The organism is Methylomagnum ishizawai (assembly GCF_019670005.1).
GTDB lineage: Bacteria > Pseudomonadota > Gammaproteobacteria > Methylococcales > Methylococcaceae > Methylomagnum > Methylomagnum ishizawai.
The window spans coordinates 4,096,690-4,118,404 of record NZ_AP019783.1; the positions used below are offsets into that span (position 1 = coordinate 4,096,690).

14 protein-coding genes are annotated in these 21,715 nt (G+C 62.4%); 2 read left to right on the plus strand and 12 right to left on the minus strand.

Features of this window, described 5'->3' with window-relative positions; translation table 11 throughout:
- Positions 1-7: 7 nt before the first annotated feature.
- Positions 8-631: an RdgB/HAM1 family non-canonical purine NTP pyrophosphatase gene (gene rdgB / locus K5658_RS18450; RefSeq protein WP_221064552.1), complete on the minus strand. Its 624-nt coding sequence runs from the start codon at positions 629-631 to the stop codon at positions 8-10.
- A 108-nt stretch (positions 632-739) separates the two neighbouring features.
- Between rdgB and K5658_RS18455 the strand changes: the two genes are divergently transcribed.
- Positions 740-1,318 carry a beta-class carbonic anhydrase gene (locus K5658_RS18455; RefSeq protein WP_221064553.1) on the plus strand — a complete coding sequence of 193 codons (579 nt, stop codon included), beginning with the start codon at positions 740-742 and terminating at the stop codon, positions 1,316-1,318.
- A gap of 33 nt (positions 1,319-1,351) precedes the next feature.
- On the opposite strand, the gene rph is transcribed toward K5658_RS18455, so the two are convergent.
- Entirely contained in the window at positions 1,352-2,080 is a 729-nt protein-coding gene (gene rph, locus K5658_RS18460) for a ribonuclease PH (protein WP_221064554.1), read from the minus strand.
- Between the two features lie 94 nt (positions 2,081-2,174).
- Here rph and K5658_RS18465 point away from each other — a divergent pair, with 94 nt between their 5' ends.
- Positions 2,175-4,553: a penicillin acylase family protein gene (locus tag K5658_RS18465; protein ID WP_221064555.1), complete on the plus strand. Its 2,379-nt coding sequence runs from the start codon at positions 2,175-2,177 to the stop codon at positions 4,551-4,553.
- Positions 4,554-4,564: 11 nt separating this feature from the next.
- On the opposite strand, the gene phoU is transcribed toward K5658_RS18465, so the two are convergent.
- The 10 genes from phoU to rpoB all read right to left on the minus strand — a co-directional run bounded on the left by phoU (position 4,565) and on the right by rpoB (position 21,634).
- Positions 4,565-5,293 (minus strand): phosphate signaling complex protein PhoU, encoded by a 729-nt coding sequence (gene phoU / locus K5658_RS18470; RefSeq protein WP_221064556.1) that lies wholly within the window; start codon positions 5,291-5,293, stop codon positions 4,565-4,567.
- Positions 5,294-5,303: 10 nt separating this feature from the next.
- Positions 5,304-6,140, minus strand: a complete 837-nt coding sequence (gene pstB / locus K5658_RS18475) for a phosphate ABC transporter ATP-binding protein PstB (RefSeq protein WP_246628491.1) — start codon at positions 6,138-6,140, stop codon at positions 5,304-5,306.
- A gap of 109 nt (positions 6,141-6,249) precedes the next feature.
- Positions 6,250-7,551, minus strand: coding sequence for a phosphate ABC transporter permease PstA (gene pstA, locus K5658_RS18480; protein ID WP_221064558.1), 1,302 nt, complete (start codon positions 7,549-7,551; stop codon positions 6,250-6,252).
- Positions 7,544-8,923: a phosphate ABC transporter permease subunit PstC gene (pstC, locus tag K5658_RS18485; protein WP_221064559.1), complete on the minus strand. Its 1,380-nt coding sequence runs from the start codon at positions 8,921-8,923 to the stop codon at positions 7,544-7,546. The genes pstA and pstC overlap by 8 nt, the downstream gene beginning before the upstream one ends.
- A gap of 226 nt (positions 8,924-9,149) precedes the next feature.
- Positions 9,150-10,106 (minus strand): alpha-L-glutamate ligase-like protein, encoded by a 957-nt coding sequence (locus tag K5658_RS18490; protein WP_246628492.1) that lies wholly within the window; start codon positions 10,104-10,106, stop codon positions 9,150-9,152.
- Between the two features lie 3 nt (positions 10,107-10,109).
- Positions 10,110-11,654 (minus strand): inactive transglutaminase family protein, encoded by a 1,545-nt coding sequence (locus K5658_RS18495; protein WP_221064560.1) that lies wholly within the window; start codon positions 11,652-11,654, stop codon positions 10,110-10,112.
- Between the two features lie 29 nt (positions 11,655-11,683).
- Positions 11,684-12,253: an ATP-dependent zinc protease family protein gene (locus K5658_RS18500; protein WP_246628493.1), complete on the minus strand. Its 570-nt coding sequence runs from the start codon at positions 12,251-12,253 to the stop codon at positions 11,684-11,686.
- A gap of 190 nt (positions 12,254-12,443) precedes the next feature.
- The gene (locus K5658_RS18505; RefSeq protein ID WP_221064562.1) at positions 12,444-13,061 is read right to left on the minus strand and encodes a c-type cytochrome; all 618 of its coding nucleotides are present in this window, start codon (positions 13,059-13,061) and stop codon (positions 12,444-12,446) included.
- A 223-nt stretch (positions 13,062-13,284) separates the two neighbouring features.
- Complete coding sequence (gene rpoC / locus K5658_RS18510) at positions 13,285-17,499, minus strand: DNA-directed RNA polymerase subunit beta' (protein WP_343223272.1); 4,215 nt, start codon at positions 17,497-17,499, stop codon at positions 13,285-13,287.
- A gap of 58 nt (positions 17,500-17,557) precedes the next feature.
- Positions 17,558-21,634: a DNA-directed RNA polymerase subunit beta gene (gene rpoB, locus K5658_RS18515; RefSeq protein ID WP_221064563.1), complete on the minus strand. Its 4,077-nt coding sequence runs from the start codon at positions 21,632-21,634 to the stop codon at positions 17,558-17,560.
- Between the last annotated feature and the right edge of the window lie 81 nt (positions 21,635-21,715).

Genomic DNA, 21,715 nt, shown 5'->3' on the forward strand with positions numbered 1-21,715 from the left:
GCGAACCTCAAACCCCGCCGGGCGCGAACATCTGCCGCGCCAATTCCCGCACCGCCTTGCCCCGGTGGCTCAGCCGGTTCTTTTCCTCCGCCGCCAGTTCCGCCGAGGCGCAACCGCATTCCGGCACGAAGAACAAAGGATCGTAACCGAATCCCCCTTCCCCACGCGGCCCATGCAGGATGCGCCCTTCCCAAATCCCTTGCGCGATCAAGGGACTCGGGTCGGCGGCATGGCGCAGGAACACCATCACGCAGCGGAACCGGGCGGTCCGCAGACCGTCCGGCACCTCGCGCAAGGCTTCCAACAGCTTGGCGTTGTTCTCGGCATCGCTGGCGGCGACCCCGGCATAGCGGGCCGAATACACGCCGGGCGCGCCGTCCAGGGCATCGACCTCCAACCCGGAATCGTCGGCGATGGCGGGTAGTCCCGAATATTTGGCGGCGTTGCGGGCCTTGAGGATGGCGTTCTCGACGAAGCTCAGGCCGGTTTCCTCGGCCTCGGGAATATCGAAGGCCGATTGCGGCAGGATTTCGAGATTCCCGATGGCTCCGCCCCCATTATGATCTGCTAATATGGCCGCGATCTCGCGGACCTTCCCGGGATTGTTGCTGGCGAGCAGGATTTTTTTCATCGTCGGCAAGTCACAAAATGGCTGGAAAACAGCGTCCCCCAAAGCCGGTATGCGCCCCTCGCGGACACCGGCCCGGAAACTAAAACACTACGACAAGAGGAGTTGAGCATGAGCAAGATATTGACCGAGGTCCTGAGCGCCAACCAAGGCTATGCCTCCACCTTCGACAAAGGCCACCTGCCGCTGCCGCCGGCCCGTGGCTTCGCCATCCTGACCTGCATGGACGCGCGGCTCGATCCCGCCAAGTACGCCGGGCTGTCCGAGGGCGACGCCCATGTCACCCGCAACGCCGGGGGCCGGGCCAGCGACGACGCCATCCGCTCCCTGGTGATTTCCCATAAGCTCCTGGGCACCCAGGAATGGTTCGTCATCCACCACACCGATTGCGGCATGGAGTTGTTCACCAACGACATCATGGGCGATTTGCTGGGCCAGAGCCTCGATACCGCCACCATCGACGAAAACGGCTGGCATGATGTGGGCCAGGGTCCGGGTTCCGCCGATGGCAAATACATCAATTGGCTGACCATCAAGAACAACGAGCAGAGCGTGGTGGAGGACGTGCTGCGCATCCGCAACCATAGCCTGGTGCCCAAGTACATCCCGATCTATGGCTTCATCTACGATGTGAAGACCGGCAAGCTGGTCGAAGTACCGGACGCCATGAAGGCGGGCAGCCCGCTGTAAGGCGGACGCCGGGCGGGCCAAGGCCCGCCCCCCTCAGCCCAGCTTGCTCTGCTCCAAAGCCTCGCGCTGGTGCGCCAATAACTCCCCGATGCCCTTGCCGGCCAAATCCAACATGGCGTCGAGTTCCTCGCGGCGGAAGGCATGGCCCTCGGCGGTGCCCTGCACCTCCACATACGCCCCGGCCTCGTTCATCACCACGTTCATATCGGTCTCGGCCTCGCAATCCTCCTTATAATCGAGGTCCAGCACCGGCGCGCCCTTGTAGATGCCCACCGACACCGAGGCGATCTGCCCATGGATGGGATTGACCTTGAGCCGCCGCTGCTTGAGCAAATGCCGAACGGCCAGGCTCAAAGCCACGAAGCCACCGGTGATGGACGCGGTGCGGGTGCCGCCGTCGGCCTGGATCACGTCGCAATCGATGGTGACGGTGCGCTCGCCCAGGGCTTCCAAATCCAAAGCGGCCCGCAGCGAACGGCCAATCAGGCGCTGGATTTCCATGGTGCGCCCGGCTTGCTTGCCCTTGGCGGCTTCGCGCCCGGTGCGTTCGTGGGTGGCGCGGGGCAACATGCCATATTCGGCGGTGATCCAACCACCGCCCTTGCCCTTGAGGAAGGGCGGCACCCGGTCCTCGATGCTGGCGGTGCAAATGACGCGGGTATCGCCGAACTCGACCAGGACCGAGCCTTCGGCGTGCTTGGTGTAATGGCAGGTCAGGGCGATTTTCCTCAGTTCGTCGGGTTGGCGGCCGCTCGGTCTCATGGTGGTTGCTCGCTTAACGGAAAGCGGGGCAGTATACCCGGAATATCCCCGCCCTGCCTTTGGCGGGTGTCGTCGGCACCCAGGAACCCGTTTTATGCTCCTCAAACACAAGTTTTATGTGCTGTCCTTCGCGCTGTTGGGCCTCACCGCCCCGGTGGCCTACCAGATCGACCGCATGGCGATGTCCCTGCCCAAACTGGACGGCGAAATCCGCATTCCCGGCCTCTCCGGCCCGGTGACGGTGGAAGCCGACGCCAAGGCCATCCCCACCGTGGCCGCATCCACCCGCGAGGACGCCCAGCGGGCCTTGGGCTATCTCCACGCCCGCGACCGGCTGTTCCAGATGGATTTGACGCGGCGCAAAGCGACGGGACGGCTGGCGGAAATCTTCGGGGAAAAGGCGCTGCCGGTGGACCTGGCCCAGCGGGTCTACGAGTTCCAACGCGCCGCACTGGCCATCGCCGCCCATTTGCCACCGGACCAACAAGCGGCGCTCGCGGCCTATGCCCAGGGCGTCAACGCCTATATCGCCAACGCCCCGGAATTCCCGCCCGAATTCCGGGTGCTGCGCTACCGGCCCGAACCCTGGCAGGCGGCGGATAGCCTGTTGGTGGCGTTGGGGATGTTCCAGACCCTCAGCGACCAGGAAACCGAGGAACGCATGTTGACCACGATGGCGCGGCTGTTGCCGCCCGAGGTGGTGGCCTTCCTCACCCCCGACACCGACGAATACACCCGGCCCCTGCTGGGCGGCGCGGGCTCGCACCGGCCCGCCCAGCCGGTGCCGGCCGCCGCCATCTCCCGCTTGCTCGAAGCCAGCGCGGGACGCCCAGCCCCGCTCGCCGCCGTGGGACCGGAGCCCCCCGATATCGGCTCCAACAACTGGGCGGTCGGAGGCCGGAAAACCGCCGATGGCCGCGCCCTGGTCGCCAACGATATGCATCTGCCGCTGGGTGTGCCGAATGTCTGGTACCGCGCCCGGCTGCGCTATGGCGGGGTGGATATCGCGGGCGTCACCCTGCCCGGCGCCCCGCCCATCGTCGTGGGCGGCAACGGCCATATCGCCTGGGGTTTCACCAATATCGAGGGCGATTTCCTCGACCTGGTGCGGCTGGAAATCAACCCGGCCAATCCGGATGAATACCGGACCCCGGAAGGCTGGCGGCGCTTCGAGACCCGCCAGGAAACCCTCCAGGTCAAGGACGGCCCGCCCGTCCCGGTGACGCTGAAAAGCACGCTGTGGGGTCCGGTGTCCCCGGTTCCCCTCCTGGGCGACCCGGTCGCCATCCATTGGAACGCGCTCGACCCGGAAGCCGTGAACCTGGGGCTGATCGACATGGACCGGGCCACGACCCTGGAACACGCCATAGCCCTGATGAACCGGGCCGGCTCGCCTCCGCAAAACGTGGTGCTGGCCGACGCGGACGGCCATATCGCCTGGACCTATATGGGCTATTACCCGAAGCGGGTCGGACTGGATGGCAGCGTGGCCGAATCCTGGGCCAAGCCCGGCGTCGGCTGGGACGGCTATATCCCGCCGGAGCAATTGCCGCGGCTGATCGATCCGCCGGAGGGCTTCATCGCCACCGCCAACAGCCGCACCCTGGGCAAGGACTATCCCTACATCATCGGCCATGGGTTCGCCAATGGCTACCGCGCCTACCGCATCGCGGAACAGCTCCGCGCCAAGCCGCTGTGGTCGGAAGCCGATTTGCTCGGCCTGCAATTGGACACCACCAGCGGTTTCTACGAGTTCTACCGCGAACTGGCGCTGGAAACCCTGGACGAAGCGGCATTGAAATCCGATCCGGTCCTGGCCGAGGCCAAGGCGGCGATCCAGGCCTGGGATGGGCGGCTGGCCCCCGAGAGCCTCGGGATTGGTTTATTGGTGCGCTGGCGCTTGGATTTGGCGCAGGCTTTGTTCGCGCCGCTGGTGGCGCGGTGCGCCGCCGCCGAGCCCGGCTTCGCCTACCGCTGGCGCGAGCAGGAAACCCCGCTGCGGGCCTGGCTCGCCGGACGCGTGCCGGACACCCTGCCGGAGCGCCGGACGGATTGGCACGGCTTCCTCTTGGACAACCTGAAGCGGAGCGCGGCTAGCCTCTTGGCCGAACATCCGGGGGCCGAACTCGCGGCCTTGCCTTGGGGGGAAATCAACCGGGTGGCGATCCGGCATCCGTTCAGCCGGAGCTTCCCGGCAGCGGGCTTCCTGCTGGACATGCCGGAAACCGCCGGGGCGTGCAATAGCTTCTGCATCAAGGCGCTGAACAACGGCCACGGGGCCAGCGAGCGCATGGCGGTATCGCCCAACCATCCTGGGGATGGCATCCTGCACATTCCGGGCGGGCAATCGGGACACCCCTTGTCGCCCTATTACCGCGACCAGGAGCGGGCCTGGGCGGAAGGACGCCCCCTGCCCTTCCTGCCGGGGAAAACCGAACACCGGCTGACCCTGGTGCCGGACCGGGCGGGCTGATCCGGCGCGGGCTATGGCGCGGCGGGAGCGCCCTGATGGCGGACATCCATGCCCCGGACCTGGAAAATCACGTATTCCGCAAGGTTCGCGGCATGGGCGCCGATGCGCTCCAAGGCTTTGATGATGAGGATGACGCTGATGGCGAAACCAATATTGCGGGCATCCTCCATGACATAGGTCATCAAACGGCGCAACCCGGCCTCGAATTCGTCCTCGAGCCTGTCCTGCTGGGCGATGACCTCGGTCGCCAAATCCTCGTCCAACAGATCGAACGCCCTCAGCGCATCCTCCACCACCTCCACCACGAAATCGCCCATGAGATGCACATCCCGGAGCAACGGCCCGCCCGGTTCGGAACCGTCCTTGCCATAGATTTGCTGGGCGATGCTGGCGATACGCATGGCTTCGTCGCCGATGCGTTCGAGGTCGGTGACGCTTTTCGACACCGCCATCACCATGCGCAAATCCCCGCCCATCGGACAGCGCCGGGCGATCAAGCCCAGCACCTCGGCGTCGGCTTCGACCTCCAGATGGTCGATCCGGTCTTCCCTGGGCGCGATGGCCTGGGCCAAGGCCGCATCCTTATTCTTGAGGGCGCGCAGGGCGTCCTTGAGCTGGGCCAGGGCCAAACCGCCCATCTCCAGCACCTTGAGGTGGATTTGGTTCATTTCGCCGTCGAAGCGGCGCACCGTATGCCCCTCCACCTTGGGCACCGCCGAGGCTTGTTCCTGTCCGCTCATCCGCGCCTCCTCAACCGAAACGCCCGGTGATGTAATCTTCCGTCAATTGATGATGGGGATTGGTGAAGATGCGCGCCGTCTCGCCGACCTCGATCAACCGCCCCATATGGAAATAGGCCGTGCGCTGGGACACCCGCGCCGCCTGCTGCATGGAATGGGTCACGATGGCGATGGTGAACTGCGACCGGAGTTCGTCGATCAATTGCTCGATCTTGGCGGTAGCGATGGGATCGAGCGCCGAACAAGGTTCGTCCATCAGGATGACTTCCGGGTTCACGGCGATGGTGCGGGCGATGCACAGCCTTTGCTGCTGGCCACCGGAGAGGCTGGTGCCGGGCTGGTGCAGATAATCCTTGACCTCGTCCCACAAGCCGGCGCGGCGCAGGGAAGACTCCACGACTTCTTCAAGCTCCACCTTGGACGCCACCAAACCATGGATGCGCGGCCCATAGGCCACGTTCTCGAAGATGCTCTTGGGGAAGGGATTGGGCTTTTGGAACACCATGCCGACTTGCGCCCGCAAAGGCACGACATCGACCGAAGGATCGTAGATATTGCGGCCATCGAGGGTGATTTCGCCGGAGACGCGGCAGGCCGGGATGGTGTCGTTCATCCGGTTCAAGCAGCGCAGGAAGGTGGATTTGCCGCAGCCCGAAGGGCCGATCAAGGCGATGACCTCGTTGCGGCCGATGTCCAGGCTGACGCCCGAAATCGCCAGCTTCTCGCCGTAGTGGACCTGGACGCCCCGGCATTCGATGCGCGGATTGGGCGAGGTGATTTCGCCCACGGTTTCCGTATGTTCACGGTTGAAAGCGACTTCGGAGGGAGTTTTTTCTCTGTTTTTCATTCCTGGCGGCTCTGTTGGAGATACCGATTGTGATACCGAGGTTTTGAGATCGAACAAAGCGTTCATAGCCGTACCGACTTCCGTTCGTTGAGGGGTCCAGACACCGGGATCACCAACGCCGCTCATAGCGCCGACGCAGATAGACCGCGGCTCCGTTCATCAGGATCAGGAACAGCAACAGCACCAGGATGGCCCCCGAGGTCCGTTCGACGAAGGCGCGTTCCGGGCTGTCCGCCCACAGGTAGATTTGCACCGGCAGCACCGTCGAAGGTTCGTTGATGCCCTTGGGAATATCGACGATAAAAGCCACCATGCCGATCATCAATAGCGGTGCGCTTTCGCCCAGGGCGCGGGCCATGCCGATGATGGCCCCGGTCAGCATCCCCGGCATCGCCAAGGGCAGCACATGGTGGAACACCGTCTGCATGGCTGAGGCGCCCACGCCCAGGGCGGCTTCCCGCACCGAGGGCGGCACCGACTTCAAGGCCGAGCGCCCGGCGATGATGATGACCGGCAAGGTCATCAAGGCCAGCACCAAACCGCCGACCAAGGGCGAAGAGCGCGGCAGGCCGAAGAAATTGATGAACACCGCGAGGCCGAGCAAGCCGAACACAATCGAGGGCACCGCCGCCAGATTGTTGATATTGACCTCGATCAAATCGGTCCACTGGTTCTGTGGGGCGAATTCCTCCAGATAGATCGCCGCCGCCATACCGATGGGCAGGGACAGCGCCAAAGTCACCAGCAAGGTGAAGGCCGATCCCATCACCGCGCCCCAAATCCCCGCCGCTTCCGGCTCGCGGGAATCGCCCTTGGTGAAGAAGGTGGTGTTGAAGCGGGTTTCGATACGGTGGTCGGCTTGCAGCTTATCCACCCAAGCCTTTTGGCTTTTCAGCTTCTCGTCGGCTTCGGTAGCACTGGCATCGAATTGGCCTTTCACCAGCATGTCGATGCTGTCGTCGGCGGGCACCAAGATGCGCTCGGTCTTGCCCAGGAGGCCGGGATTGTCCAGCAGGCGCTGGCGCACCGCCGTCGAAGCGGAAGAACTCACCATGCCATACAAACTCCGCTTTTGCTTCCGGTCGCTAACCTCCGGGAACAAGGCGCTCAGGCTGGACTTGAGCAAGGCGTCGTAATCGGCGGTTTCCAGGGTGGCGCGGTCGTGGGTGTTGTCGGGGTCCAGGGTGGCCGGATCGAAAGCCACGTCCAGCGCGATGAAGGTTTGCCGGAACGCGGTATAGCCATTGCCGATGATGCTGCCGAACAGCACGAACAAAAAGCACAGCCCGATGACGATGGAAACCAGCCCATAGGCCCGGAAACGCTGCTCCGCCCGCCGCCGCCGGGCCATGCTGGCCATGACCATATCGACGGTGCGGTTGCGCGGCTGCGAAGGTACGGGGTTATTCATATTGCTCACGATATTTCCTGACCACATGCAAGGCGACGATATTAAGCACCAGGGTCAGCAGGAACAACACCAACCCCAGGGCGAAGGCCGCGAGGGTCTTGGGGCTGTCGAATTCCTGGTCGCCCACCAACAGGGTCACGATTTGGGTGGTGACGGTGGTCACCGCTTCGAGGGGATTGGCGGTGAGGTTGGCGGTCAAACCGGCCGCCATCACCACGATCATGGTTTCGCCGATGGCGCGGGACACCGCCAGCAACACCCCGCCGACGATGCCGGGCAAGGCAGCCGGCATGACCACCTGGCGGATGGTTTCGGCCTGGGTCGCCCCCAGGGCGTAGGCACCGTCCCTCAGCGACTGAGGCACGGCGTTGATGAAATCGTCCGACAGCGAGGATACGAAGGGGATGATCATGATGCCCATGACGAAACCCGCCGCCAGGGCGCTTTCGGAAGAAACCACCAATCCCAGATGGGTGCCGAGGTCGCGCACGAACGGGGCCACCACCAAGGCCGCGAAGAAGCCATAGACCACGGTGGGGATGCCGGCCAGGATTTCCAGCAAGGGCTTGGCGATGGCGCGGAATTGGGAACTGGCGTATTCGGAAAGGTAAATGGCGGACAACAAGCCGATGGGCACGGCCACCACCATGGCGATGAAGGAAATCAGCAAGGTGCCGGTAATCAAGGGCACCGCGCCGAACGCCCCGGAAGAACCCACTTGATCGGCCCGGATCGCCATCTGCGGACTCCATTTGAGCCCGAACAGGAATTCGGTGATCGGGACTTTCTGGAAGAAGCGGATCGACTCGAACAACACCGACAACACGATGCCGATGGTGGTGAAGATCGCCAGCACGGAGCAACCGATCAAGAACACCCGCAAAACCCGTTCGACCTGGTTGCGGGCGCGATACCCGCAGGCGATGCGTTGGTGGGCGAAAGCCGCCCCGGCCAGGGCCATGCATATCCCGAGCGCGCTCAGGAGGACGTTGCTGAAGGCGTAATAACGCAGGTAACGCTCCGCCGCCGTGCGGATGGCCGGATCGGTGCCCGCCGCCGCCGCATGGCCCGCCACGTTGCGGATATCGTTGACCAAGAGGCCGAGCCGGTCGGGGTCCGCCGAGCGCATGGATTCGGGCAGGCCGGCCACCACGAGATCGGTGACCAATTTGCCCTCGAAGCACAGCCAGAAGAACAACAGCAGCAAGGTCGGGATGCCGCACCACAAGGCCGTGTAATAGCCGTAATAGCTGGGCAGCGAGTGCAGGTTCCGCACGCTGCCGCCGGCCACCGCCAAGGAACGCTTGCGCCCGAGGTGGAAAGCCACCGCGCTCAACAGCAGCAACAGCACAAGAAAGGTCGATTTCTCCATCCGGTTCGGATTCCTCTTGGATCGTGCGGCCCAGGGGCCGCGCTTCGTTAAGCTTGCGGGTCGATATGCTCCGCCAAAACTGGCGGGCGGGAACGCTGTGGTTCTTGCGAGCGCAAAATGTTGCTTGATAGCAGGCGATTATTACATCGATATGACAAGGGCCACCCCGTCCGGTGGTACACCTCCCCACCCCCGGCCTTTTTACCAAAGCTTGATGACAAGGCCACTACAACCACAAAGCCAGGGATTTCGCCAATTTTACCCGCTCGGGAATGGATTCGGGGATGCGCGGCAGGGCTTCGAGTTTGCGCAGGCGCGGCAACAGGCCCAGTTTGTTGGCCAGTTGTATGCTCAAACCGGGACGGGCGTTGATTTCCAGCATCATCGGGCCGAGGCTTTCGTCCAGGACGATATCGACCCCGATGAAACCCAGCCCGGCCAAATCATGGCAACGCGCCGTCAAGGACAGAATATCGTCCCAATAGGGAATCTGGAGGCCGGCCAGGCAACCGCCGGTATCGGGATGATGCTCCACCGGGCTTTCGTGCCAAACGCCGGAGAAGGTGCAGCCCGTGGCGAGGTCGATCCCCACCCCGATGGCCCCCTGGTGCAGATTGGCCTTGCCGTCCGACAACCGGGTCGGCAGGCGGATCATCGCCAGCACCGGCACGCCCCGGAACACCAGGGTACGGATATCCGGCACGCCCTGGAAACTCACATGTTCGAAGATGGGGTCGAATTTCACCCGGTATTCGATCAGGGCCGAATCCGGCAAGCCGCCCAGGCTGTACATGCCGCTGAGGATATTGGCGATGTGGTGGCCCAGTTCCTCGTCGCCGGCCAGGGAGCCGTCGGCCTTGCGATAGCGCCCGCCATGGCGTCCGGCCACGATCATGATGCCCTCGCCGCCGCTGCCATGGGCGGGCTTGACCACGAAATCCTCGTAGGGCCCCAACAACTCGCCCAGGCGCTCGATCTCATGCACGATCTCGATGGCGGCATAGAGTTCCGGCACCGGAATCCCCGCCGCCATCGCCAGGGTTTTGGTGCGGCGCTTGTCGTCGACCAGGGGATAATTGCGGCGCGGGTTATAGGGCAGGATGAAATCGGCGTTGCGCTCGTTCAAGCCCATGATGCCCAAGGCCCGCAGTCGCTGCCAAGGCCATTGGAATCGCCGCGCCACGGCCTAGCCCCGCAGCGCGGCCCGGAACCGCCACAACTCGGTCAGGCGGTAGCCGGTATAGCGCCCCAGCAGCAAGGTCAGGGCCAGCACCACCAGCAGCAACTCGGGGAACACGAACACCAGATGGCCCAGGAACCGGCTGCTCATGCTGAGATAACCCAGCGAGGCCACGAACAGGCTGCCGAAGCCTTGCTTGAGCGCCTCCGCCGGTCCCAGTTCCTCCCAGACCAAGGACATGCGCTCGATGGTCATCGCCAGGATCACCATGGGGAACAAGGCCACCGACAAGCCCTTGTCGAAGCCGAGCTTATGGCTGACCAAGCTCACCGCCATCATCAACAGGATGACGATGATCAGCACCGAGGCCAGCCGCGGTACCAGCAAGAGCTTGAGGTATTCCAGATAGAAGCGGATCACCAACCCCAGCCCCACCAGCACGCAGAACAGGATCAAGCCCCAAAGCAATTCGGTCTCGCGGAACGCCAGGGCGATCAGGATGGGCATGAAGGTGCCGAAGGTCTTGAGGCCGATCACATTGCGCAGGAACACGATCAGGAACGCCCCCACCGGCACCATCAGCAGCACGCGATAGACGTTCTGCGTCCCCACCGGCAGGCTGAACATCGAATATTCCATCAGGCGCGACCCCATTTGCCGGGCGCGTTGCTCGGCGACCAGGGTGCGGTCCTGGGTGCGCTCGGTGACGGAGAATTCGACCTTGCCGTATTTGCCGCCGACGATATCCAGCACCGGCCCCGCGCCGATATGCCAGATCAAGGCGTCCTTGGGGAAACCGCTTTCCGCCGTCTGCGGATTGAAGGACCGCCATTGGCTGCCATCGTAGACCTCCAGCCAGGGCGTCAGCGCACCGTGGCTGATGCCATCGCGCAGCAGCAGGAGATGGACCGTCCGCGCCGGGATGTTGGCCAAGGCCAGGAGGTTCGCCAAGCGCCGCGCCCAATCCTCCGGCGATTGGATATCCTGCCGGAGCAAGGCGACATTGGGATCGGTGCCCGGCGTGTTGAGCCGCGACAGCAACTCGCCCGCGAACGAGGCCGAATCCGCCGATTTGCTGCGCACCTCCTCCATCAAGCCCAGCGCCGCCGAGCGGATCAATTCCGGGAATTGCGGATCGCGGGCACCGGCGGTGGCGACCGGCAGCGTGGCCGCCGCGTCCACCATGGGCGGGGCGGTGGGATCGCGGGCCAGGTGGATGCGGTAATACAGCACCTGATAGCCCTTGCTCTTGCGTACCGCCCATTGCGCCTGCCGGTTCTGGCCGTCGTCCCCGGTGCCGAGTCCGTAATTGCTGGACACGAAATTCTCGTCCACCACCGTATAGCCCTGGGGCTGGCGCGGGATGGAGAACTGGACCTTGATCGGGGTATCGTGGCGGGCCTTGAATTCGATGCGGGCCTCCACGGTCCATACCTCGGCCTTTTCGGTGGGCAGCAAGGGCAGGCCCAACCGGGTCACTTTGTACCAACACAGGCAAAGCCCGATGCCCACCAAGACCAAGGCGAGGATTTTGACGTGCAGGTTCCGCAAGCTGGTTCCGCCCTAGGGTTGGAGGATGGCTATTCTTCCTTCTTGCGCTCGGGGGACATCGGCACGGGCGCCGCCCCCCGGCAAGGATCGGTGTCGGCCTTGTAGAGGAAGGTCGCGGAGGCATCGACCCAGGCCACATCTTGCAGGAAACTCCGGCCCAACAACAGCGGATAGTTGAAATTGCTACGGTCGTCCAGGGTGAATTCGGTCTCGTATTCCCTGCCGTTCTTGCACAGCGCGAGCTTGATGACCTCGCGCTTGTCGGAATGCCCGCCGTGGGTCTTGACATAGGCCATCCGCACCAGGGGCCGCTCGACCACCAGGGGCTTGCTATCGTCCACGCCCTCCAGGGTGAACCTGACCCATTCCTGCCCGCCGTCCTTGTTGAAATGCTCGATGGCGTCGGCATGGAGCGAGGAAGTCTTGGCCCCGGTGTCCAGCTTGGCCGTGACCCGGAGGTTCCATGGCCTCAGGAACACCGATTCCAGCCAGCCCATGACCAGCTTCTCACGCACCGGCGGACCGGCCAGGGCGGACACGGGGATCGCGCACAGCGCGGCGACGAGGCCGGCCTGTAGGGATAGGACCAGACGATGCACGGGAGCCTCCATGGGCGTGCCGGGATGGTGAGGTGGATGGGGTGCCCGTCCTGGGTACGGGCGGTGCCTGGGGCGCGGCCCCCGCACAGCGCGGAATATCGGGCGGGTTGTATGATTGGGATGGCAGCGGGCACCTGGGGCTATCCCGACAGGTGCCCGGATGGGCATGGGCTTATCAGGCCGGGGCCGGTCAGTTGTCGCGGGGAATGATGAGACCTTTCTTCTGGCTGGCGTAATAGGCGGCGACTTCCTTCATATCCTCGTCGGACAACATGGCGGCGAAACCGGCCATCATGGGATTGCTGCGCTTGCCCGATTTGTAATCCTGCAAGGCCTTGACGATATAGCTTTCGTATTGGCCGGCCAGGCGCGGGAACATCGGATTGTCGTTGTTGCCATCCTCGCCATGGCAGCCGCCGCAAGCCGCCGCCTTTTCCTTGCCCGCCGCCGCGTTGCCGGTGACCGGCAGGGTCACGTTCAGCCCCTTGAACTTGGAGACGAAGGCCGCGATGTCCTGCATATCCTGCTCGCTCATGCTGGCCGCGTTACCCAACATGCTGGAATGCTTGCGCTCGCCCTTCTGGTAGGCCTCCAGCGCGGCGACCACATAATCGGCGTGCTGCCCGCCCAACCGCGGCACATGGTAGGTCGGATAGGCATTGGTGGAGCTTTCCACGCCATGGCAACCCTCGCAGGTATAGTATTTCTTCTTCCCCGCTTCGGGATCGCCCGCCGCCTGGGACACGGACAGGATCGAGGATCCAAACAAGCCCGCGACCAGCAGGCTCCATAAGACTTTTTTCTTCATTCTGCGTGCTCCAAGAAGCTAGTAAGCTTTGAATCTGGCGACATCCGCGCAGGCTGGTGTCCAACCCGGACACAGCAAAAACCCGGCGGGAACCGGGTGTCTGGTGCGGGATGCGCGGGGAATCAGGGAAGCGCATATATTAACGGCTGGACCGGATTTGACAATCCAAAATTCCCTTACCCAAGGCCGGGAAAATAGTGTGTCTCCCGGCCCTGGCACCCCGTCATTCCATGCTGGTGCTGAAGGCTTGCTTCAACTGCTCCTCGACATCGCCGGCGTCGAGGGTCGGCGCGGCCTCGGCTTCGCCCTCGCCCAGCTTGGCCCGGCGCTTGCGGTCCAGGTGGTAGGCGAGGCCGGTGCCCGCCGGGATCAAGCGACCCACGATGACGTTTTCCTTGAGCCCCAACAGCTTGTCGCTGAGGCCGCGGATCGCCGCCTCGGTGAGGACGCGGGTGGTTTCCTGGAACGAAGCCGCCGAGATGAAGGATTCGGTGGACAACGACGCCTTGGTGATACCCAGCAGCACCGGCTCGTAGCAGGCCGGAATCTTGCCCTCGGCCTCGACCCGGTCGTTCTCCTCCAGCATACGGGAGCGGTCCACCTGCTCGCCCTTGAGGAAGCCGGTGTCGCCCGCGTCGGTGATTTCCACCTTGCGCAGCATCTGGCGGATGATGACCTCGATATGCTTATCGTTGATCTTCACGCCTTGCAGCCGGTAAACGTCCTGGATTTCCTTGACCAGATAGGACGAAAGCTCCGCGACGCCCCTAAGGCGCAGGATATCGTGCGGGGTCAGATCGCCCTCGGCGATGGTTTCGCCCTGCTCGACATGCTCGCCCTCGAACACGGTGATGTGCCGCCATTTCGGGATCAACACCTCGTGCTGCTCGCCGTGGCTGTCGGTGACGACCACGCGGCGCTTGCCCTTGGTTTCCTTGCCGAAGCTGATGGTGCCGGAAGCTTCCGCCAGGATCGCCGGGTCCTTGGTCTTGCGGGCCTCGAACAAATCGGCCACCCGGGGCAGACCGCCGGTGATGTCGCGGGTCTTGCTGGATTCTTGCGGAATCCTCGCCAACACGTCGCCGACCTCCACCGGGCCGCCGTCGGTGATACCGATGATCGCGCCGGCCGGGAGGAAATATTGGGCGGCGATTTCGGTGGACGGGATGCGGATATCGTTGCCGTGTTCGTCCACCAGCTTGACCATGGGGCGTAAATCCTTACCCATGCCGCCGCGCTGTTTCGGGTCGATGATCACCATCGAACTCAGGCCGGTCACCTCGTCCGATTGCTCGCGCACGGTCACGCCCTCGATGAAATCCACCAATTTGGCGACGCCCTTCACCTCGGTGACCACCGGATGGGTATGCGGGTCCCAGTTGACCACGATTTGGCCGGCCCGGACCCGGTCATCGTTACGCACGGTCGACACAGCGCCGTAGGGAATCTTGTAGCGCTCGCGCTCGCGGCCATGTTCGTCGATCACGCTGACCTCGCCGGAACGGGAGACGGCGACCAGGTTGCCATCCTTGTTCTCCACGGTCTTGAGGTTGGTCAGCTTGATGGTGCCCGCCGATTTCACTTCCACATTGCTGATGGCGGCGGAACGCGAGGCCGCGCCGCCGATGTGGAAGGTGCGCATGGTGAGCTGGGTGCCCGGCTCGCCGATGGACTGGGCCGCGATGACGCCGATGGCCTCGCCGCTATTGACCTTGTGGCCCCGGCCCAGGTCGCGCCCGTAGCAGGAGGCGCACACGCCGTAGCGGGTCCGGCAGGTAATCACCGAACGCACCCGGACATTGTCCACGCTGTGGGTTTCCAACAGGGCCACGGCGTTTTCGTCCAGCATGGAACCCGCGGGCAAAATCATTTCATCGGGGCGGGCCGGACTATAGATGTCCTCGGCCAGCACCCGGCCCAGTACGCGCTCGGCCAAAGGCTCGACCACGTCGCCGCCTTCGATCAAGGGCGACATCAACAAGCCATCGACGGTGCCGCAATCGTCCTCGGTGATGACCAAGTCCTGGGCCACGTCCACCAGGCGGCGGGTCAGATATCCCGAGTTGGCGGTCTTCAACGCCGTGTCGGCCAAGCCCTTCCGGGCGCCGTGGGTGGAAATGAAGTACTGCAACACGTCCAGACCTTCGCGGAAATTCGCGGTGATCGGGGTTTCGATGATGGAGCCGTCCGGCTTGGCCATCAGGCCGCGCATCCCGGCCAGCTGGCGGATCTGGGCGGCGGAACCACGCGCCCCGGAGTCGGCCATCATGAAGATGGAGTTGAACGATTTCTGGTGGGTTTCGGTGCCATCGAGCAAAGTTACCGGCTCGGTACCCAAACCTTCCATCATCGCCTTCGCCACCTGATCGTTGGCGTGCGACCAGATATCCACGACCTTGTTATAGCGCTCGCCATCGGTCACAAGGCCGGAAGCGTACTGGTTCTGGATTTCCTTCACCTCCTGCTCGGCAAGGTAGATGATGTCTTCCTTGGCCTTGGGAATCGCCATGTCGTTGATGCCGAAAGACACCCCGGCGCGGGTCGCATTGGAGAATCCCAGGTACATCAATTGGTCCGCGAACACCACCGTGGCCTTGATGCCCAGGGTGCGGTAGCAGTAATTGATGAGCCTGGAGATGTTCTTCTTGGTCATGTCGGTGTTGATCATCTCGAACGGAATCCCGTCCGGGACGATGGTCCAGATGATGGCGCGGCCCACCGTGGTTTCGACCCGCTTCAAGCCCCGGACCTTTTCGCCGTTCTCGTCGAGCCAGCTCATCTTGAGGCGCACCTGCACCTTGGCCTGGATATCGACCACCTTGTTCTGCATGGCGCGTTGGGCTTCGGCCACGTCGGAGAAGATCATGCCGGTGCCCCTGGCATCCAACCGCTCGCGGCTCATGAAGTACAAACCCAGCACCACGTCCTGGGTCGGGTTGATGATGGGTTCGCCGTTGGCCGGGGACAGGATGTTGTTGGTCGCCATCATCAAGGTGCGGGCTTCCAACTGCGCTTCCAGCGACAAGGGGACGTGTACCGCCATCTGGTCGCCGTCGAAGTCGGCGTTGAAAGCGGTACAGACCAAGGGATGCAACTGGATGGCCTTGCCTTCGACCAGGGTCGGCTCGAACGCCTGGATACCCAGACGGTGCAGGGTCGGAGCGCGGTTCAGCATCACCGGATGTTCGCGGATCACCTCGTCCAAGATGTCCCAAACTTCCGCGCTTTCCTTCTCCACCATCTTCTTGGCGGCCTTGATGGTCGTCGCGAGGCCGCGGAATTGCAGCTTGCTGAAGATGAACGGCTTGAACAATTCCAGCGCCATCTTCTTGGGCAGGCCGCACTGGTGCAGCTTCAAGGTCGGCCCCACCACGATCACCGAACGACCGGAGTAGTCCACGCGCTTGCCCAAGAGGTTCTGGCGGAAACGGCCCTGTTTGCCCTTGATCATATCGGCCAGCGACTTAAGCGGGCGCTTGTTGGAGCCGGTGATGGCGCGGCCACGGCGACCGTTATCCAACAGCGCGTCCACCGCTTCCTGCAACATGCGCTTTTCGTTGCGGACGATGATGTCCGGCGCGTTCAGGTCCAGCAGCCGCTTCAAACGGTTGTTGCGGTTGATGACGCGGCGGTAAAGATCGTTGAGGTCGGAAGTCGCGAAGCGGCCACCGTCCAGCGGCACCAAGGGACGCAGTTCCGGCGGCAACACCGGCAACACGGTCAGGATCATCCACTCGGGGCGGTTCTCGGACCAGATCAAGGACTCGATGGCCTTGAGGCGCTTGGTGTGCTTCTTGATCTTGGTTTCGGAATTGGTCGCGTCGATTTCCTCGCGCAGACGGGAAACCTCGGCCTGCAAATCCATGGTCTTGAGCATTTCATGGATGGCTTCCGCGCCCATCTTGGCGACGAATTCCTCGCCATGCTGCTGGCTGGCCTGCTGGAATTCCTCCTCGGTCAGCAATTGCGCCCGGATCAGCGGGGTCATGCCGGGGTCGATCACCACATAGGACTCGAAATACAGCACGCGCTCGATTTCGCGCAAGGTCATGTCGAGCAACAAGGCGATGCGCGAGGGCAGCGACTTCAGGAACCAGATATGCGCGACCGGGCTGGCCAATTCGATATGGCCCATGCGCTCGCGGCGGACCTTTTGCAAGGTGACTTCAACGCCGCATTTTTCGCAGATGACACCGCGGTGCTTCAAGCGCTTGTACTTGCCGCACAGGCATTCGTAGTCGCTGACCGGCCCGAAAATCTTGGCGCAGAACAAGCCGTCACGCTCCGGCTTGAAGGTGCGGTAGTTGATCGTTTCCGGCTTCTTGACTTCGCCAAAGGACCAGGAACGGATCATATCGGGCGAGGCCAGGCTGATACGGATGCTGTCGAATTCTTCCGTCTGGTTCTGGCGCTTCAGGAAATTAATAAGATCTTTCACGGACACTCTCCCAATCTGGATCGCGTCCCGCCCAGGAAGGCGGGACGCGGCTTACGATTCATTCCTGTTCCAATTCAATGTTGATGCCCAACGACCGGATTTCCTTGATCAGCACGTTGAAGGACTCGGGCATGGCCGCTTCCATCTTATGGTCGCCATCCACGATGTTCTTGTAGATTTTGGTACGCCCGGAAGTATCGTCCGATTTCACGGTCAACATTTCCTGCAAGGTATAGGCGGCACCATAGGCTTCCAAAGCCCAGACTTCCATCTCGCCGAAGCGCTGGCCACCGAACTGCGCCTTGCCGCCCAAAGGTTGCTGGGTCACGAGGCTGTAGGGGCCGGTGGAGCGGGCGTGCATCTTGTCGTCGACCAGATGGTTCAGCTTGAGCATGTACATACAGCCCACGGTGACATCGCGCTCGAATTGCTCGCCGGTACGGCCATCGAACAGCTTGGTCTGGCCGCTTTCCGGAAGGTCCGCCAGGGCCAACATGCTTTTGATGTTTTCCTCGGTCGCACCGTCGAAAACCGGGGTCGCCATCGGCACGCCGCGCCGCAGGTTGTTGGAAAGTTCCACGATTTCGGCGTCGGTCAGGGAATCCAAGTCCTCGGTGTTGCCGCTGCTGTTGTAGACATCGTGCAGGAACTTGCGGATTTCATCGACATGGCGCTTGGCGTCCAGCATCCTGCCGATCTTGAGCCCCAAGCCACGCGCCGCCCAACCCAAATGGGTTTCCAGCACCTGCCCCACGTTCATACGCGAAGGCACGCCCAGCGGGTTCAGCACGATATCGACCGGGGTGCCATCGGCGGAATACGGCATATCCTCGACCGGCACGATCTGCGAAATCACACCCTTGTTGCCGTGGCGTCCGGCCATCTTGTCGCCCGGCTGGATGCGCCGCTTGACCGCCAGATAGACCTTCACCATCTTCAACACGCCGGGCGGCAAGTCGTCGCCCATGGCGATCTTGCGCTTCTTTTCTTCCAGGCGCTTGTTCATCTCCTCGCGCTGCTGGGCGATCTGCTCGGCGATGGTTTCGAGTTGGACGTTGATCTCCTCTTCCTTGACGCGGATTTCCAGCCATTGCGCCGGTTTCATGCCTTCGAGATATTCGGCGCTGATGGTTTCGCCGGAGCGCAGGCGGTTCGGGCCTTTCTCGGCGATCTTGCCCAGCAGCATCTGCTCGACGCGCTGGTAGAAGTCCTTCTCGATGATGCGCAGCTGGTCGTTCAGGTCTTTCTTGACCTTCTCGATCTCGGCCTGCTCGATCTGCTTGGCGCGTTCGTCCTTCTTGACGCCGTCGCGGGTAAAGACCTGGACGTCGATCACGGTGCCATCCATGCCGGAAGGCACGCGCAGGGACGTATCCTTCACGTCAGAAGCTTTCTCGCCGAAGATGGCGCGGAGCAGTTTTTCTTCCGGGGTCAACTGGGTTTCGCCCTTGGGCGTGACCTTGCCGACCAGGATATCGCCCGCCTTCACCTCGGCACCGATGTAGACGATGCCGGATTCATCCAGCTTGGCCAGCGCGGCCTCGCCGACATTGGGGATATCCGCCGTGATTTCTTCCGGTCCCAGCTTGGTGTCGCGGGCCACGCAGGACTTTTCCTCGATGTGGATGGTGGTGAAGCGGTCATCCTGCACCACGCGCTCCGAAATCAAGATCGAGTCCTCGAAGTTGTAGCCGTTCCAGGGCATGAACGCGACCAGGAGGTTCTGGCCCAGCGCCAATTCGCCCATGTCGGTCGAAGGACCGTCGGCCAGGATGTCGCCCCGCGCCACCTTGTCGCCCGGTTTTACCAGCGGACGCTGGTTGATGCAGGTGTTCTGGTTGGAACGGGTGTACTTGGTCAGGTTGTAGATATCGACGCCCGGCACGCCCGCTTCGGTCTCGTCGTCGTTGACGCGGACCACGATGCGGCTGGCATCCAGGAATTCGATCACACCGCCGCGCTTGGCGACCACGGTTACGCCGGAATCGCGGGCCACGATGCGTTCCATGCCGGTCCCGACCAAGGGCTTTTCGGTACGCAGGGTCGGTACCGCTTGGCGCTGCATGTTGGAACCCATCAAGGCGCGGTTGGCATCGTCGTGTTCCAAGAACGGAATCAAGGACGCCGCCACCGACACGATCTGCTTGGATGACACGTCCATGTAGTTGATTTTGTCGGCGGTGGACAAGGTGAATTCGTCCTGATGGCGGCAGGACACCAAGTCATCCACCAAGCGGCCATCCTCGCCCATCCTGGCGCTGGCTTGGGCGATCCAGTACTTGCCTTCCTCGATGGCCGACAGGTATTCGATCTCGTTGGTCACGACGCCATCGACCACCTTGCGGTAAGGCGTTTCCAGGAAGCCATACTCGTTGGTCCGCGCATACACGGCCAGCGAGTTGATGAGGCCGATGTTCGGACCTTCAGGCGTTTCGATGGGGCAGACGCGGCCATAGTGGGTGGTGTGTACGTCGCGTACCTCGAAGCCGGCACGCTCGCGGGCCAGACCGCCCGGACCCAGCGCCGAAACCCGGCGCTTGTGGGTCACTTCCGACAGCGGGTTGTTCTGGTCCATGAACTGCGACAACTGGCTGGACCCGAAGAATTCCTTGATCGACGCGGCCACCGGCTTGGCATTGATGATTTCCTGCGGCATCAGGCTTTCGGCGTCGGCCAGCGACAAGCGCTCCTTCACGGCGCGTTCGACGCGAACCAACCCTAAGCGGAACTGGTTCTCCACCATTTCGCCCACCGAACGCACACGGCGGTTGCCAAGATGATCGATGTCATCGACGGTGCCGATGCCGTTGCGGATATTGATGAGTTCGCGCAGCACATCGATGATGTCGTCCTTGGTCAGGACGCCGGGCCCCACGATTTCGGGACGGCCCAGGCGGCGATTGAACTTCATGCGACCCACCGCCGACAAGTCGTAGCGGTCCGCCGAGAAGAACAGATTGTCGAACAGCACCTGCGCGGCTTCCTTGGCTGGCGGTTCGCCCGGACGCATCATGCGGTAGATTTCGACCAAGGCATCGAGTTGCGACTCGGTGGCGTCGATCCGCATGGCGTTGGAAATATAGGGACCGCGATCCAAGTCGTTGACGAACAAGGTATCGATGCTCGCCACGCCGGAAGCCATGATCCGGCTCAGCATGTCGTCGGTCAGTTCGTCGTTGACCCTGGCGACCACTTCACCGGTGGCGGGCGCGACGATATTCTGGGCCAGTATCTTGCCGTGCAGATATTCGCGGGGCACTTCGAGTTGCTTGGTGCCCGCCTTTTCCATCTGGCGGATATGGCGCGCGGTGATACGGTGCGCCTTTTCCACCAAGACCTTGCCGTCGATCACGATATCGAAACTGGCAATATCGCCGCGCAAACGGTCGGGAATCAATTCCAGGAATATCTGGTCCTGGCTGAAACTAAAGCGGTTGGTTTCGAAGAACAGTTTGACGATTTCTTCGTTGCCATATCCCAAGGCACGCAACAATACCGTGGCCGGCAATTTACGGCGGCGGTCGATGCGGACATAGACGCAATCCTTGTGGTCGAATTCGAAATCCAACCAAGAACCGCGATAGGGAATAATCCGGGCGTTGAACAGCAGTTTCCCGGAAGAATGGGTTTTGCCGCGGTCGTGGTCGAAAAATACCCCAGGGGAACGATGGAGCTGGGAAACAATCACCCGCTCGGTGCCATTAATCACGAAGGTGCCGGTATCGGTCATGAGCGGGATTTCGCCCATGTAGATTTCCTGCTCCTTGATGTCCTTGATGACCTTGGCGTTGGCGGGCGCTTCCTTATCGTAAATCACCAAGCGCACCAACACTCGCAGCGGGGCCGCGTAGTTGGCTCCCCGTTGCTGGCATTCCTTGACATCGAAAATCGGCTCCCCCAGCCAATAATTCACATATTCGAGTACCGCGTGGCCCGAGTGGCTTTCGATGGGGAATACGGATTTCAGCGCAGCGTGCAAGCCTTCATCGATCCGCTTGCTCGGCATCGCGTCGATTTGCAAAAACCGCTTGTAAGAATCTACTTGAGTTGTTAAAAGATAGGGGACTTCAAGTACATCGCGACGCTTGCCAAAACTGTTACGGATGCGCTTTTTTTCGGTAAAAGAATAGGCCATAGTGGTTCCTTACCTTGGGGATTCAAACGAAATTACCACGGCGTCTATCTGGAGCCTCGAAGCTCGGATAACCATTCCCAT

What these genes read in the sequence shown, in the direction of transcription:
- rdgB (WP_221064552.1), bottom strand. Translation starts at nt 631, where the DNA reads ATGAAAAAAATCCTGCTCGCCAGCAACAATCCCGGGAAGGTCCGCGAG.
- K5658_RS18455 (WP_221064553.1), top strand. Translation starts at nt 740, where the DNA reads ATGAGCAAGATATTGACCGAGGTCCTGAGCGCCAACCAAGGCTATGCC.
- rph (WP_221064554.1), bottom strand. Translation starts at nt 2,080, where the DNA reads ATGAGACCGAGCGGCCGCCAACCCGACGAACTGAGGAAAATCGCCCTG.
- K5658_RS18465 (WP_221064555.1), top strand. Translation starts at nt 2,175, where the DNA reads ATGCTCCTCAAACACAAGTTTTATGTGCTGTCCTTCGCGCTGTTGGGC.
- phoU (WP_221064556.1), bottom strand. Translation starts at nt 5,293, where the DNA reads ATGAGCGGACAGGAACAAGCCTCGGCGGTGCCCAAGGTGGAGGGGCAT.
- pstB (WP_246628491.1), bottom strand. Translation starts at nt 6,140, where the DNA reads ATGAAAAACAGAGAAAAAACTCCCTCCGAAGTCGCTTTCAACCGTGAA.
- pstA (WP_221064558.1), bottom strand. Translation starts at nt 7,551, where the DNA reads ATGAATAACCCCGTACCTTCGCAGCCGCGCAACCGCACCGTCGATATG.
- pstC (WP_221064559.1), bottom strand. Translation starts at nt 8,923, where the DNA reads ATGGAGAAATCGACCTTTCTTGTGCTGTTGCTGCTGTTGAGCGCGGTG.
- K5658_RS18505 (WP_221064562.1), bottom strand. Translation starts at nt 13,061, where the DNA reads ATGAAGAAAAAAGTCTTATGGAGCCTGCTGGTCGCGGGCTTGTTTGGA.
- rpoB (WP_221064563.1), bottom strand. Translation starts at nt 21,634, where the DNA reads ATGGCCTATTCTTTTACCGAAAAAAAGCGCATCCGTAACAGTTTTGGC.